Source organism: Streptomyces sp. CNS606 (genome assembly GCF_000426325.1).
Genome location: NZ_AUFD01000006.1, coordinates 176253 through 191167 on the forward strand (window position 1 = coordinate 176253; position 14915 = coordinate 191167).

General features: G+C 75.0%; 8 protein-coding genes. 2 read left to right on the forward strand and 6 right to left on the reverse strand.

Annotation, left to right across the window (positions count from 1 at the left end; genetic code table 11):
• Positions 1 to 27 precede the first annotated feature (27 nt).
• The 4 genes from coaE to rpsA form a co-directional block, all read right to left on the reverse strand.
• Positions 28 to 633, reverse strand: coding sequence for a dephospho-CoA kinase (gene coaE, locus K304_RS0102590; RefSeq protein ID WP_027762465.1), 606 nt, complete (start codon positions 631 to 633; stop codon positions 28 to 30).
• A 10-nt stretch (positions 634 to 643) separates the two neighbouring features.
• Positions 644 to 3481, reverse strand: a complete 2838-nt coding sequence (locus tag K304_RS33210) for an MXAN_6230/SCO0854 family RING domain-containing protein (protein WP_037789055.1) — start codon at positions 3479 to 3481, stop codon at positions 644 to 646.
• 186 nt (positions 3482 to 3667) lie between these two features.
• On the reverse strand, positions 3668 to 4651 hold the full coding sequence (locus K304_RS0102600; RefSeq protein WP_037789057.1) for a PAC2 family protein: 984 nt from the start codon (positions 4649 to 4651) through the stop codon (positions 3668 to 3670).
• A gap of 156 nt (positions 4652 to 4807) precedes the next feature.
• The gene (gene rpsA, locus K304_RS0102605; protein WP_027762467.1) at positions 4808 to 6316 is read right to left on the reverse strand and encodes a 30S ribosomal protein S1; all 1509 of its coding nucleotides are present in this window, start codon (positions 6314 to 6316) and stop codon (positions 4808 to 4810) included.
• Between the two features lie 346 nt (positions 6317 to 6662).
• Here rpsA and K304_RS0102610 point away from each other — a divergent pair, with 346 nt between their 5' ends.
• Positions 6663 to 7535, forward strand: coding sequence for a methyltransferase domain-containing protein (locus K304_RS0102610; protein WP_027762468.1), 873 nt, complete (start codon positions 6663 to 6665; stop codon positions 7533 to 7535).
• A gap of 81 nt (positions 7536 to 7616) precedes the next feature.
• Positions 7617 to 10208 (forward strand): ATP-dependent helicase HrpB, encoded by a 2592-nt coding sequence (gene hrpB, locus K304_RS0102615; RefSeq protein ID WP_027762469.1) that lies wholly within the window; start codon positions 7617 to 7619, stop codon positions 10206 to 10208.
• Between the two features lie 79 nt (positions 10209 to 10287).
• Here hrpB and K304_RS26960 read toward each other — a convergent pair whose 3' ends face one another.
• Positions 10288 to 12093 carry a lytic transglycosylase domain-containing protein gene (locus K304_RS26960; RefSeq protein WP_051307752.1) on the reverse strand — a complete coding sequence of 602 codons (1806 nt, stop codon included), beginning with the start codon at positions 12091 to 12093 and terminating at the stop codon, positions 10288 to 10290.
• Between the two features lie 149 nt (positions 12094 to 12242).
• Positions 12243 to 14903 carry a DNA polymerase I gene (polA, locus tag K304_RS0102625; protein ID WP_486591560.1) on the reverse strand — a complete coding sequence of 887 codons (2661 nt, stop codon included), beginning with the start codon at positions 14901 to 14903 and terminating at the stop codon, positions 12243 to 12245.
• Positions 14904 to 14915 lie beyond the last annotated feature (12 nt).

Genomic DNA, 14915 nt, shown 5'->3' on the forward strand with positions numbered 1-14915 from the left:
GAAGGGGACGTGTCCGGCAGGCAGCCGCTACGACCGCTGGTCGGCGGCGCGCCGCAGGTCGTCCCAGAGGCGGCGGACCCGGGGCTCCAGCTCCTGAAGCGGCCCGTCGTTGTCGAGGACGACGTCGGCGACGGCGCGTCGGTCCTCCCGGGTGGCCTGGGCGGCCATCCGGGCGCGGGCGTCGGACTCGGGCATGCCGCGCAGCCGGACGAGCCGGTCCAGCTGCGTCTCCGGCGACGCGTCCACGACCACCACCGTGTCGTAGAGCGGGGCCAGTCCGTTCTCGGCCAGCAGCGGCACGTCGTGCACGACGACCGCGTCGTCCCCTGCTGCGGCCTCCAGTTCGGCGGAACGCGCGGCGACCAGCGGGTGGACGATGGCGTTGAGGGCGGCGCGCCGTCCGGCGTCGGCGAAGACGAGGGCGCCGAGCTTCCGACGGTCCAGCGTGCCGTCCGCGGCCAGCACGTCCGGGCCGAACTCGGCGACCACGGCGTCGAGTCCGGGGGTGCCGGGCTCCACGACCTCCCGCGCGATGCGGTCGGCGTCGACGAGCACCGCTCCGTAGGACCGCAGCAGCCGCGACACCTCGCTCTTGCCCGCTCCGATCCCGCCGGTCAGTCCCACCTTCAGCATGCGGGCCAGGCTATACGGCGCGCGGCGCCAGCTCCGCCGTCAGGTCTCCCACGGTGACCCGGTCGAGGCCGGAGTCGTCCGCCGGGCCGGGGAAGAGCCGGTACGCCGTGCCGACCGCGTCCGCGGGCAGGCCGGGCACGTCCGCGTGCACCAGGGCACAGAACAGGCGAGCGCCGGGTGCCACCGCCAGGGCGGGCGCCTGCCGTGCACCCGCGGCGACGGCGTCGGGGGCCCACCGCTGCCGGACCCGGTCGGCGAAGGCGTGCACCGTCTCCCCGGCCCGGCGCCGGTAGACGTGGTGCGCCGTCCCGTCCCGCACCACCACCTCACCGCCGTCCCGGAGGCGGGCGGCGGCCCGCCAGCAGGCCAGGTCCCACAGCGTGACCCGGGAGCCGTCGCCGAACACGTCGTCCAGCGCGCGGGCCAGGGCGCCGAGCCGGTCGCGGTGGCGCCACACGTCGTCCCCGGGGCCCTGGCCGGCCAGGGTCACGTCCGTCCAACGCGCGGTCCGCTTCTCCACGTCGAGGGTCATCGGCATGCTGATCTTCGCGTCGCCGTCGAGGTCGAAGCGCTGCCGCACGGCGCGCGGGTCGTACCGGGCGTTCTGCGGGGCGGACGCCGCGGCCCGCGTACGGCTGCGTCGGGTGCGCCGGGGGGTCCCCGCGGACTGGCCGTCGGCGGCCTCGAGGCGCATGAACCCCGCGAACGCGTCGGGGAGTTCGTGGAACGGCGTGTCGGTGAACGAGAACACCACGACGACCAGATGGCGGGCGCCTGCCCGGGCGAGCCGCGGCAGGTCCAGGTCCACGTACTCGGTCGCGCCGTGCGGGGCGGGGGCCGAGGTGAAGTCGCCGGAGTGCAGGGCGGCGGCCCCCGCGTAGGAGAGGTGGGTGTAGTCGCAGAGGCCGAGGAAACGCCGCTCCGCGTCGTAGACCGCCACGGACAGGTCGAGGTCGACCCGCAGACCGCGCGGCTGCGTCCAGTGCAGGAACAGCCGCACGCGTTCGCCGTGGCCGGGCATCGCGAGTGCGCTGCCCCGCGGGATGTCCACCAGGGCCGCGGAGCCGCCCCTGGCGGCGGACGGCAGCGGGACGCGGTCGAGGCCGGCGTCCAGCACGGCCGTGTCGTAGCGGGCGTCGGCGCCGGCCGGGACGGTGTCCGCGGCGGCGAGGCGGTCGAGGAGTTCCCCTTCGAGGAGCGCGCACAGGTCGCCGGCCATGCCGGGGTCGAGCGGCAGCCGCCGGTCGGGCGCGGTGTACGCCTTGGCGACGCTGCCGCGCGGGAAGTACACCCGGCGCGGCGCCTCGTCGGGCGTCGCCGGCCCTGCGGTGCTGCCGTCCGTAGCGCGGGCGCGGCGCAGCTCGCCCAGGGCGCCCAGCATCGGCCCGGGTTCGGCGCGCGGCAGGGCGGTGGCGAGGGCGTCCACGAGAGCGTCGGGGACCGAGCCGGCGGTGAACGTCGCGATCTGCAGCAGATGCCGCAGACGGCGCAGGAGTTCGCCGGGGCGCGCGGCGAGCAGCCGCGCGGCGCGCTCGACGTCGTACAGGGAGAGCGCCGCCTCGACGCGGCCGGCCCAGGTGACCGGGCGCAGCCGGTCGCCGACGCGGCGGACGTGCCGGGGATGGGCGGCGGCCTCGGCCAGCAGCACGTCGGCCAGCGGGTCGCCGTCGCGGAGCACGGTGCCGCGCAGCGTGGCGAAGGCGAGGGCGCCGCGGGGGTGGCGCGCGGCGTACTCGAAGGGGTGCAGCGACTCGGCGGCGCGCTTCCAGAGCCGGGGATGCCGGCCGAGGTCCTCGACGAGCGAGGCGAGGGGCAGCCCGTCGAGGACGGAGAGCAGCAGGCGCCGCAGCGGGCGCGGCAGGGAACGCATCCGCGGCGGCGGCGCGAGCAGGTCGGGGTCGGCACACGACCGTACGCACAGCAGCCTCAGCACGTCGGTCGCCGTGTCGAGACGGGCGCGCAGGAGGGGTGCGAGACCGGTGAGGTCGTGGGCGCCCGTCAGCAGGGCGTCCAGCGCGAGGGCCTTGCTCTCCCGGAGCGGTATCGCGGCGGGCATCCAGGACGTGTCGCCGTCGCCGGCGGCCATGGCCAGCAGCAGGCGGAGGTCGTCGTGGTCCTGCGGCGTGAGCGGAGTCCGGCGGGCGAGAAGGGCCGCCAGCTCCTCGCGCGCGGCGGCCTCGCGCGAGGGCGCGTGGTGCAGCACTCGCAGGACGGCCGGCGGGCCGGCGGCGTCCGGCAGGGCGACGGCGCGCGGATCGGTGGGGGTGCCGGTGGGCGTGACCTGCAGGCAGACGGGGCAGCAGAACCACCCGCAGCACTCCTCGCAGCAGGCGGATCCCTGCGTCCGCCAGCAGCGGTCGCACACCAGGTGGCCGCAGCCGAGGAGGGAGGAGACGCCGGGCACGACGGCCGCGCAGGCCATGCAGGGCTGGTCGGGCAGAGCGGCGAGGTAGGCGCGCACCCGGCGGGTGAACAGGCCGTGCGCCTCACCGCGCGGCGGCCCGTGGGGGAAGTCGCTGAAGAGCGGGCGGTGGCTGCGGTCGGCGCCGAGCAGGGCGTCGACGCCGGCGAGGAGCCGTCCCCCGGTGGCGGCGAGCGGGGTCTCCGGGAGGCGGGACAGCGCGCGGTGCAGCGCGGCCGTCAGTACGTGGCCGCGCTCGGCGAGATCCGCCTCGAGCGCGGTGAGGCCCTCGGCCCGCCGCCGCTCCCGCGCGTCGGGCGCGTCGGGTACGTCCGGCGCCGCCGCTGGGTCCGGCGTGGCGTGGTCGGGAGCGCGGTCGTCCCCGGTCGCGACGACCACGGCACCCCGGCGGCGCAGCAGCAGTGTGTCGATGTCCTCGGCGCTCACGGCCGGCCCCCGTTCCCTCGGCGTGCGAGGCGCGGGGACGGAGAGTGGGTGCGCTGGTTTCCTTACCGATGGGATGAAGAAGGAAGCACACCGCGGAGCCGTCCCCGCGCAGGTCCCGACTATGCCGTGGGAACCACCGGGCCCGCATCCGGTTTTCGTACGCGGATGCGGGCCGGGGGGCGCGGTTCAGGCCTCGCCGGGGCCGGGGTCGTCGTGCCTGCCGGGTCCGCCGCTCGCGTCGTGCTCGGCGAGGAAACGTTCGAAGACCTCGCCGAGTTCGTCGGCGGAGGGGAGGTCGGAAGGCTCGGCGACCAGGTTGCCGCGCGTCTCGGCGCCGGCGACCGCGTCGTACTGCTGCTCCAGGCCGCGCACCACGGACACGAGTTCCTCGTCGCCCTCGGCGAGCTGGCGCTCGATCTCGTTCTGCGTGCTGAGCGCGTCACCGCGCAGCGCGTGCGCGAGGTCGGGCAGGACCAGGCCCGTCGCGGAGGTGAGGGCCTCGACCACGACCAGCGCGGCGTCCGGGTAGGGCGAACGGGCGATGTAGTGCGGCACGTGCGCGGCGACGCCGAGCACGTCGTGGCCCGCCTCGCCCAGCCGGTACTCCAGCAGTGCGGCGGCGCTGCCGGGGACCTGCGCCTCCTCGAAGAACGGCTCCGGGCGGGCCGGGACCAGGTCGGTGCGGTTGCCGTGGGGGGTGAGGCCGACCGGCCGGGTGTGCGGCACGCCCATCGGGATGCCGTGGAAGGTGACGGCGAGGCGTACCCCGACCCGGGCGACGATCTCGCGCACGGCCTCGGTGAAGGTCTCCCACAGCACGTCCGGTTCGGGGCCGGACAGCAGCAGGAACGGCGCACCGGTGCCGTCCCGCAGCAGTTTCAGTTCCAGGGTGGGCCTCTCGTACGCGACCCACCTGTCGCGCCGGAAGGTCATCGCCGGGCGGCGCGAGCGGTAGTCGGTGAGGCGGTCGGCGTCGAAGCGGGCCACGGTGAGGGGCTGCTGGTCGTCCAGCAGCCGCTCGGTGATCTGGCCGCCGGTGTCGCCGGCGTCGATGAAGCCCTCGAAGTGGTAGAGGAGGACGAGCCCGGAGGTGTCCCCGCCGCCGATGATCTCGTCCACGGCGCGGAGGCCGTCCGGCTCCCACTCGTACAGGCCCTTGGGTTCCAGCACGCTCAGCTCCTTGTCGACTACGTCCGTGCCAACGCGTGGCGGCACGCGGTCATTCCCGAAAGGGCCGGACCTCGGGGCGGCCGAAAGCGGCGTGGCCCGCACCTCCCGGGGGAGGTGCGGGCCACGCCGTGCGACGTGCGCGTCAGCGGCGCGCGATCAGCTCTGGCCGCCGGCCAGCTTCTCGCGGAGGGCCGCCAGGGCCTCGTCCGAGGCGAGGGCGCCGGCGTCGTCGGTCGACTCCGAGGAGTACGAACCGCCGCCACCCTGGCCACCGCCCTGCGGGGCGGGGGCGCCGCCGGCAGCGGCCTCGGCCGCGGCCTGCTCGTCCGCCTCGCGGGACTTGATGACCTGCGCCTGGTGCTGCTCGAAGCGGGTCTGGGCCTGGGCGTACTGGCCCTCCCACTCCTCGCGCTGCTTCTCGTACCCCTCGAGCCAGTCGTTGGCCTCGGGGTCGAAGCCCTCGGGGTAGATGTAGTTGCCCTGGTCGTCGTACGACGCGGCCATGCCGTACAGCGTCGGGTCGAACTCGACCGCGGTCGGGTCGCCGCCGAAGGCCTCGTTGGCCTGCTTCAGCGAGAGGCTGATGCGACGGCGCTCGAGGTCGATGTCGATGACCTTGACGAAGATCTCGTCGTTGACCTGGACGACCTGCTCCGGGATCTCGACGTGGCGCTCGGCCAGCTCCGAGATGTGGACCAGGCCCTCGATGCCCTCGTCGACCCGGACGAACGCACCGAACGGCACCAGCTTGGTGACCTTGCCGGGCACGACCTGGCCGATCTGGTGCGTGCGGGCGAACTGCTGCCACGGGTCTTCCTGGGTCGCCTTGAGCGACAGGGACACGCGCTCGCGGTCCATGTCGACGTCCAGGACCTCGACCGTGACCTCCTGGCCGACCTCGACGACCTCGGAGGGGTGGTCGATGTGCTTCCAGGACAGCTCGGAGACGTGGACCAGACCGTCGACGCCGCCGAGGTCCACGAAGGCGCCGAAGTTGACGATCGAGGAGACGACGCCGGAGCGCACCTGGCCCTTCTGGAGGGTGGTGAGGAAGGTCTGGCGGACCTCGCTCTGGGTCTGCTCCAGCCAGGCGCGACGGGACAGGACCACGTTGTTGCGGTTCTTGTCCAGCTCGATGATCTTGGCCTCGAGCTCCTTGCCGACGTACGGCTGGAGGTCGCGGACGCGGCGCATCTCGACCAGGGAGGCGGGAAGGAAGCCGCGCAGGCCGATGTCGAGGATGAGACCACCCTTGACGACCTCGATGACGGTACCGGTGACGATGCCGTCCTCTTCCTTGATCTTCTCGATGGTGCCCCAGGCACGCTCGTACTGGGCGCGCTTCTTCGAGAGGATCAGTCGGCCTTCCTTGTCCTCCTTCTGGAGGACGAGGGCCTCGATCTCGTCGCCGACGGCGACGACCTCGTTCGGGTCGACGTCGTGCTTGATCGACAGCTCGCGCGAGGGGATGACGCCCTCGGTCTTGTAGCCGATGTCGAGCAGGACCTCGTCCCGGTCGACCTTCACGATGACGCCGTCGACGATGTCGCCGTCGTTGAAGTACTTGATCGTCTCGTCGATCGCGGCGAGGAAGGCTTCCTCGGAACCGATGTCGTTAACCGCAACCTGCGGGGTGGTCACGGTGGCTTCGGTGCTGCTCGTCATGTGGAAAAGGGCTCCGGTACGGACAGTGAGTCGTAGGTACTGCTACGCCGAGAGCCCGTATCGCACCGCATGCAAGCCAGCCGGACAGCCAATGAAGGACCTATGTACCGAGGGGACATACAACAGATGCGAGCGCGACCTGCTCCGTCTGAGGTGCGCAGGCCCGCAGCGCAACTTGTAGCATACGGGCGCCGCCGGGCACGGTCAATGCGCGAACGAGTACACCCGGGGCCTAACGGACCAATCCGGCGCACACCCGTCACGGCCCGCGCCGGAACGGCGTCGCACCGCCCGTTCCGGGACCGTTCCCGGACGGCTTCCGCGGCACACTACGACGACGGGCACGATGATCCAAGAGGACGAACCCGAGGCGGTCCGGCGCGTCGCCGGCGCCGGCGAGAGCAGCCGCGCCAGCCGCGGCTGGTGGGACGACAACGCCGACGACTACCAGCGCGAGCACGGCGGCTTCCTCGGCGACCAGCGGTTCGTGTGGGGCCCGGAGGGCCTGGACGAGGCCGACGCGCGGCTCCTCGGCCCGAAGGGCGCGCTGCGCGGCCGGGCGGTGCTCGAGATCGGCGCGGGCGCGGCGCAGTGCTCGCGCTGGCTGGCCGCCCAGGGCGCCCGGCCGGTCGCGCTGGACCTCTCGCACCGCCAGCTCCAGCACGCGCTGCGCCTCGGCGGCGCGGCCCCCGCCGCAGGGAACGGCACGCCCTTTCCTCCGGTGGGCCCTCCAGTGGACCCTCCGGAGGTCCCTCTGGTGGAGGCCGACGCGGCCGCCCTGCCGTTCGCGGACGGGAGCTTCGACCTGGCCTGCTCGGCCTACGGCGCGCTGCCGTTCACCGGCGAGCCGGTCCGGGTGCTGCGCGAGACACGGCGGGTGCTGCGTCCCGGCGGGCGGTTCGTCTTCTCCGTCACCCATCCCGTGCGCTGGGCGTTCCCCGACGAGCCGGGCCCGGAGGGCCTGACCGCGACGTCCTCCTACTTCGACCGCACGCCCTACGTCGAGCAGGACTCTCACGGCCGCGCCGTGTACGTCGAGCACCACCGGACGCTGGGCGACCGGGTGCGGGACGTCGTGGCGGCCGGGTTCCGGCTCACGGACCTGGTGGAACCCGTGTGGCCGCCGGGGAACCGGCAGGAGTGGGGCGGCTGGTCCCCGCTGCGCGGGCGGCTGCTGCCCGGCACGGCGATCTTCGTCTGCGACCGCGACGACGACTGAACGGCGGCGTGACCGCCTCGGGAACCGGGGCGGCAAGGGCGCTGCGCGGAGGACCGGGAGAGCGCTGGGAGACTGGGGCACGTGCTGCGTACCGACGTCCTCGACCGCCTTCCCGTGCGGGACAGCCTGCCCGCCCTGACCGACGCGCTGGACGGCCACGGCACGGCGGTGCTCTGCGCACCCCCCGGCACCGGCAAGACCACGCTCGTGCCAGTGCACCTCGCGGGGCTCCTCGGACCCGCCGGCGTGCACCCGCCCGCCCGGCGGGTGCTGGTCGCCGAACCGCGCCGGCTGGCCGCCCGGTCCGCGGCCCGCCGGATGGCGTGGCTGCTCGGCGAGGAGCCGGGCGGCACCGTCGGGTACACCGTGCGCGGGGACCGACGCGCCGGGCGCCGTACCCGGGTGGAGGTCGTCACCACCGGAGTGCTCCTGCAACGCCTCCAACGCGACCAGGAACTCGGCGGGGTGGACGTCGTGCTGCTCGACGAGTGCCACGAACGGCACCTGGACGCCGACACCGCGCTGGCCCTCCTGCTCGACGTGCGGGCCGCGCTGCGGCCCGGGCTGCGGATCGTGGCCGCCTCCGCGACGCAGGACAGCGACGCCTGGGCGCGGCTGCTCGCCACCCACGACGAGGCGCCGGCCGCGCCCGTGGTGCGGGGCGCCGGCCGCGCCTTCCCCGTCGAGGCGCGGCACGCCCCGCCGCCCGCCGCCGTCCGGCCGTCGCACGGCACCTGGGTCGATCCGGCCCTGCTGCGGCACGTCGCGGCCACCGTGCGGCGGGCGCTGACCGAGGTCGAGGCGGGCGACGTGCTGTGCTTCCTCCCCGGTGTCGGGGAGATCGGCCGCGTCGCCGGGCTGCTGGAGGGCTGCGGGGCCGAGGTGCTGCAGCTGCACGGGCGGGCACCGGCCTCGGTGCAGGACGCGGTGCTGCGCGGGGGCGGCGCGGACGGCGGTACCGGCGGCGCCGCGGAGCGGCGCGTCATCCTCGCCACGTCGGTCGCGGAGTCCAGCCTGACCGTGCCGGGCGTGCGGAGCGTCGTCGACTCCGGGCTGGCCCGCGAGCCGCGCACGGACCACGCACGCGGCCTGGGCGCTCTCACGACCGTGCGGGTCTCGCGGGCGGCGTCCGCTCAGCGGCAGGGCCGGGCGGGCCGCGAGGCGCCCGGCGTCGTGTACCGCTGCTGGGCGCCCGCCGAGGACGCGGGTCGCCCGAAATGGCCCTCGCCGGAGATCGCCCTCGCCGACCTGACGGCCTTCGCACTGCACGCCGCCGCCTGGGGAGAGCCGGACGCCGCCGGCCTGGCGCTGCCCGACGCGCCGCCCGCCGGGGCGATGGCGGCGGCCCGCGAGACGCTGCGCGCCGTCGGCGCTGCCGGCGCGGACGGCCGGATCACCGAACGCGGCGCGCGCATGGCCCGGATGGGAGTGCACCCGCGGCTGGCGCGGGCCCTGCTCGACGGCGCCCCGCGGGTCGGGGCCCGGGCGGCGGCCGAGGCGGTGGCGCTCCTCAGCGAGGAGCCGCCGCGCGACTACGGCGACGACCTCGCGGACGCGCTGCGCACGGCCCGCCGGGGGCGCGACGCGTACGGCGCACGCTGGGCGGCGGAGGTGCGGCGCCTGCGTGCCGCACTGCGAGCGGCGGACGGCGCGGACGGGCGGGACGCAGGCCCGGATGCGGACGGGGAGCAGAGCGGTCCGGTCGACCCACGGCAGGCGGCCGGTCTGATCGCGGCGCTCGCGCACCCCGAGCGCGTGGCGGCGGCGCGCGGCGGACGCAGCTGGCTGATGGCGGGCGGCACCCGCGCGGAATGCGCGGACGGCTCACCGCTGCGCGGCGCCGGCTGGCTCGCGGTCGCCGTGGCCGACCGGCCCGTCGGCTCGCCGGCGGCCCGGGTCCGGCTGGCGGCCGCCGTCGACGAGGCGACGGCGCGCGAGGCGGCGGCCGCGCTGCGGCAGGAGAGCGAGGAGGTCCGCTGGGACCCCGACCGCGGCGACGTGGTGGCGGCGCGGACCGAACGGCTCGGCGCCCTCGAACTCTCCGTCCGCCCGCTGGAGCGACCCGACCCGCAGGCGCTGCGGGCCGCCGTGCTGGACGGTCTGCGCCGCGAAGGCACCGGCCTGCTGCGGTGGACGCGGGACTCCCGCGCCCTCCGCGAACGGCTGGCCTTCCTGCACCGCGAACTGGGCGCCCCGTGGCCCGAGGTGTCCGAACGCGCGCTGCTCGCACGCGCCGACGAATGGCTCGGCGCGGTGGCGAACCGCGCCGGCCTGGCCCGCACCGACGCGGGAGAGGTGCTGCGCGGGCTGCTGCCGTGGGCAGGAGGGGAGGCCGCGCGCCTCGACACACTCGCCCCCGAACGGGTGGAGGTCCCCTCCGGGTCCCGGGTACGGGTCGACTACGCGGCGGAGCAGCCGGTGCTGGCGGTGAAGCTCCAGGAACTCTTCGGCTGGCAGGAGACGCCGCGCATCGCGGACGGGCGGGTGCCGCTGCTGGTGCACCTGCTGTCGCCAGCGGGGCGGCCGGCCGCCGTCACGGGTGACCTGGCGGGATTCTGGCGCGAGGGATACCGGGCGGTGCGGGCGGAGCTGCGGGGGCGCTACCCGCGGCACGCCTGGCCCGAGGACCCCCTCTCCGCCCTGCCCACCCGTCGCGTCAACCCCCGCCGCTGACCCCTGACGGGAGCGCGGCGGCACGGTCGACGCCGTCCCCGCCCTCCCCGCGACGTCACGCGGAGGGCGGGGCACGCCGCTACGGCGTGGAGGACGAGGGGGACGGCGTCGGCGTGGGTGTCGGCGTCGGCGTCGGCGTCGGCGTCGGGGTGGACGGTGCGGCGGTCACCTTGACGGTGACCACCAGGGAGCCGCCGCCGGGAGTGGTGAGCCGCAGGCGGTAGTCGGCGGGCTGCTCCCCGGCGTGCAGGTCGGGCAGCGTGACCCGTCCCTCCGCGTCGGTACGCACCTCGAGCGTGTGCAGCTCGGCCTCGCCCTCACTGGCGAAGTACGGGCCGGTGCCGGCCGGGAGGGGCTTGCCGGCGGCGTCGAGCACCGTCGCGGTGACGGCCACCCCGGCGGCGGCTTCGCCCTCGTACGTGGCCTGGAGCTGCACGGCCGGGCAGACCGCACCCGCCGGGGCCTGCACCGGGCCGCCCTCGCCGACGCGCTGCAGCGTGTCCGCCTCGGGTTCGGGCGCGGGCGCGACGGTCGTGGTGAACTCGGCGGCGCGCACGTCGCCGTGGCCGACCACCGTCGCGACGACCGTGAACGTCCCGGGGCGGTCGCCGGCCAGGAGGGCGGGCGCGGCCGCGGCGCCCTCCTCGTCCGTCCGCACCTCGATGATCCGGGCGCCGCGCGGGAAGCGGGCCGCGGTGTCGCCGACGATCTCGTAGCGCACCCGGGCCTGGGCGACGGGGTCGCCGTCCTCGGCCGTGACGCGCACCGGGTATCCACCGGTGTGCTGTCCGCCTGCGGTGACCGTGACCTCCGCCGCGCCGACGCGCTCCAGCGCGGCCGGCACGTCCTCGGCAGGTTCCGTCGGATCCGTCGGGTCCGTCGGATCCGACGGCTCGCCCGGGTCCGTGGGCTCGCCCGGTTCGGAGGGGTCGTCCGAGGGGTCGTCGCTCGGGTCCGGGTCCGGGGACTCCGATCCCCCGGAGGGGTCGGGGGACGGCTTGCCCGTCCCGGAGCCGCCCGAGGACGGGCCGTCGTCGCCGCCCGCGCCGGGCGACGTGGGCAGCGGGCCGGCGCCGTCGGGCACCTCGTGGACGCCGTCGCGGTAGAACTCCAGCCAGGACAGGACCGTGCGCAGGTAGGCGCTCGAGTCGTTGTAGCTGAGGATCGCCCGGTCCAGGTCGGCCTTGACGGCGAGGTCCCGTTCGCCGGCGCAGAGGTAACCGCCCGCGGCCAGCGCCGCATCGTAGATGTTGTTGGGGTCAAAGCGGCCGTCGCCGTTGCCGTCCGCGCGCCACTTCGCCCACGTGGAGGGGATGAACTGCATGGGGCCGACGGCCCGGTCGTAGGCCGCGTCGCCGTCGTGGACGCCGTTGTCGGTGTCGCGGATCTCCGCGAAGCCCTCGCCGTTGAGCTGGGGGCCGAGGATGGGGTCGAAGGTGGTGCCGGCCTCGTCGACCGCGCCACCGCGGGCCTGACCGGATTCCACCTTGCCTATCGCCGCGAGGAGTTGCCACGGCAGGTTGCAGGCGGGGTCGGAGCCGGATATCGCGCGCTCGGCCTTCTTGTACGCGGCGAGCACCGTCGCGGGGATGCCGGACTGGTCCGGGCCGACCTCGCCGCCCTCCTCGGGCGGCGCGGGAGTGGCGAGCGGCGGCAACTCCGTGTGGTACGAGTCGTCGCCGGGGCCGACGTCGGGTGCCGAGCCGGAGGGGACGTCGCCCTCGGTGCCGCCGCCCTGCGCGAGTCCGATGCCGGGCGCCTGGGAGGCGGTGAGCGCGGCCATGGCCGCAGCCGCGATCGCCGCGCTGCTCACCCCCCTGCGGAGACGCGCGGAGCCGAAGTCGGTCTGCTTGGCGGCTGCGTGCCTGCCCCGGTATCGCCCCATGCTCAGGACACCCCTCTCCCCCGGCGACTCACGTCGACAGGTGACCACATCGACACGTGACCCTACGGCATTCCGCTGTCCGCGTCAGCGGGCCCCGGCATCGAAACCGGGCCCGTCCGCCGCTACGGCCCCCGCCGTCCCGTGGCGCCTCAGTGCGCCGCGGACTCCCAGTCGGCGCCGGACCCGACGGACACCGCGAGCGGGGCGCGCAGCGAGACCGCGCCGGTCATCTCCCGGCGCACCAGCTCCTCGCACACCTCCCGCTCCCCCGGTGCCACTTCGAGGACGATCTCGTCGTGCACCTGGAGCAGCATCCGGGAGGACAGGCGCTCCGCGCGCAGCGCCTCGTCGACGCGCAGCATGGCGACCTTCACGATGTCGGCGGCGGTGCCCTGGATGGGCGCGTTGAGGGCCATGCGTTCGGCCATCTCCCGGCGCTGCCGGTTGTCGCTGGTGAGGTCGGGCAGGTAGCGGCGGCGGCCCATGATGGTCTCGGTGTAGCCCGTGGCGCGGGCCTCGTCGACGGTGCGGCGCAGGTAGTCGCGCACGCCGCCGAACCGTTCGAAGTAGTCGTCCATCAGCCTGCGGGCCTCGTCGGGGGCGATCCCGAGCTGCTGCGACAGGCCGAACGCGGACAGGCCGTACGCCAGGCCGTAGCTCATCGCCTTGATCTTGCGGCGCATCTCGGGGTCGACCTGACCGGTGGGGACGGCGAAGACGTGCGAGGCGACCGTGTCGTGCAGGTCCTCGCCGCCGGTGAACGCCTCGATCAGTCCCGCGTCCTCGGAGAGGTGCGCCATCACGCGCAGTTCGATCTGGCTGTAGTCGGCGGTGAGCAGCGAGGCGTACCCGTCGCCGACGCGGAAGCCCCGGCGGATCGCGCGGCCCTCGTCCGTGCGGACCGGGATGTTCTGGAGGTTGGGGTCCGTGGAGGACAGCCGCCCGGTCGCGGCGACCGTCTGGTTGTAGGTGGTGTGGATACGGCCGTCAGCGGAGACCGTCTTGATCAGACCCTCGACGGTGCTGCGCAGCTTCTGCTGCTCGCGGTAGCGCAGCATCTGCACCGGCAGCTCGTGCTCGGTCTGCCCGGCGAGCCAGGCCAGCGCGTCGGCGTCGGTGGTCCAGCCGGTCTTGGTCTTCTTCGTCTTGGGCAGGCCCAGCTCGCCGAAGAGAACCTCCTGGAGCTGCTTGGGGGAACCGAGGTTGAACTCGTGTCCCACCGAGGCGTGCGCGGCGGCCACGGCCTGCTCCACCGCGTCGGCGAACTGCCGCTCCATCTGCGACAGCCAGTCGCGGTCGGCGCAGATCCCGGCACGTTCCATCCGGGCCAGCAGTTCGGAGGTGGGCAGCTCCAGGTCCCGCATCAGCTCCGCGGCGCCGACCTCCTCCAGCCGGCGCCCGAGCGCCTCGCCGAGATCGAGGACGGTGCGGGCCTTGCTCATCAGGGCGTCGGCCTCGGCCTGCTCGTCGGTGCCGAAGGCGAGCTGCCCGCCGCCCTCGGCGGCCGCCGGAGCCAGCTCCCGGCCCAGGTACTCCACCGACAGGCCGTCCAGGGCGAACGAGCGGCGGCCGGGGGTGACCAGGTAGGCGGCGAGCGCGGTGTCGACCCGGACGCCGGCGATCCGCCAGCCGTGGTCGGCGAACACGCGCATCGCGGACTTCGCGTCGTGCAGGACCTTGGGGCGTTCCGCGTCGGCGATCCAGGCGGCGAACGCCTTCTCGTCGGCCTCGTCGAGCTGCGCGGGGTCGAACCAGGCGGCCGGGCCCTCCGCCGTCGCCAGGGCGACCTCGCTCACGCTGCCGGTGCCCTGCTTCCACGCCGCGACGACGGCCATGCCCAGCGGCCCGCCGGAGCCGTGCTCCGCAAGCCACCCGGCCAGCTCGCCGTCCCCGAGGACGGTGCCGTCGACGGTGATGCCCTCGGCCGGTTCGACCTCCTCCTCCACTGCTCCCGGGTCGACGGCGAACAGCCGCTCCCGGAAGTTGGGGTGGCGGAACTCCAGCGCGTCCAGCACGACCTGCAGGGCTTCGGTGTCGTAGGGCTGCCGCACGAGGCCGGCGGGGCCCTCGTCCAGCTCCACCTCCCGCTCCAGCTCCGTCAGCCGCCGGTTCAGCTTCACCGACTCCAGGTGGTCGCGGAGGTTCTGGCCGGCCTTGCCCTTGACCTCCTCGGCACGCTCCACCAGCTCGGCGAACGAGCCGAACTGGTTGATCCACTTCGCGGCCGTCTTCTCGCCCACCCCCGGGATGCCGGGCAGGTTGTCCGAGGGGTCGCCGCGCAGCGCGGCGAAGTCCGGGTACTGGCTCGGCGACAGGCCGTACTTCTCCTGCACCTTCGCCGGCGTGAAGCGGGTGAGCTCGGAGACGCCCTTCGTGGGGTAGAGGACGGTCACGTCGTCGGTGACGAGCTGGAGGCAGTCCCGGTCGCCGGTGACGATCGACACCGTGAAGCCGTCCGCCGCCGCACGCGTGGCCAGCGTGGCGATCACGTCGTCCGCCTCGAAACCCTCGACGGCGAACCGCTTGACCCGCATCGCGTCCAGCAGCTCCCCGAGCAGCTCCACCTGGCCGCGGAACTCGTCCGGCGTCTTGGAGCGGTTCGCCTTGTACTCCGCGTACTCCTCCGACCGCCACGTCTTCCGCGACACGTCGAACGCCACCGCGAAATGCGTCGGCGCCTCGTCACGCAGGGTGTTCGCCAGCATGGAGGTGAAGCCGTAGATCGCGTTCGTCTGCTGACCCGTGGTGGTGGAGAAATTCTCCGCGGGCAGCGCGAAGAACGCGCGGTAGGCGAGCGAGTGCCCGTCCATGAGGAGCAGGCG

Bases quoted from the DNA above. Each gene is read 5' to 3' on its own strand.
- coaE (WP_027762465.1), bottom strand. From the start codon at position 633: ATGCTGAAGGTGGGACTGACCGGCGGGATCGGAGCGGGCAAGAGCGAG.
- rpsA (WP_027762467.1), bottom strand. From the start codon at position 6,316: ATGACGAGCAGCACCGAAGCCACCGTGACCACCCCGCAGGTTGCGGTT.
- K304_RS0102610 (WP_027762468.1), top strand. From the start codon at position 6,663: ATGATCCAAGAGGACGAACCCGAGGCGGTCCGGCGCGTCGCCGGCGCC.
- K304_RS26960 (WP_051307752.1), bottom strand. From the start codon at position 12,093: ATGGGGCGATACCGGGGCAGGCACGCAGCCGCCAAGCAGACCGACTTC.
- polA (WP_486591560.1), bottom strand. From the start codon at position 14,903: ATGGACGGGCACTCGCTCGCCTACCGCGCGTTCTTCGCGCTGCCCGCG.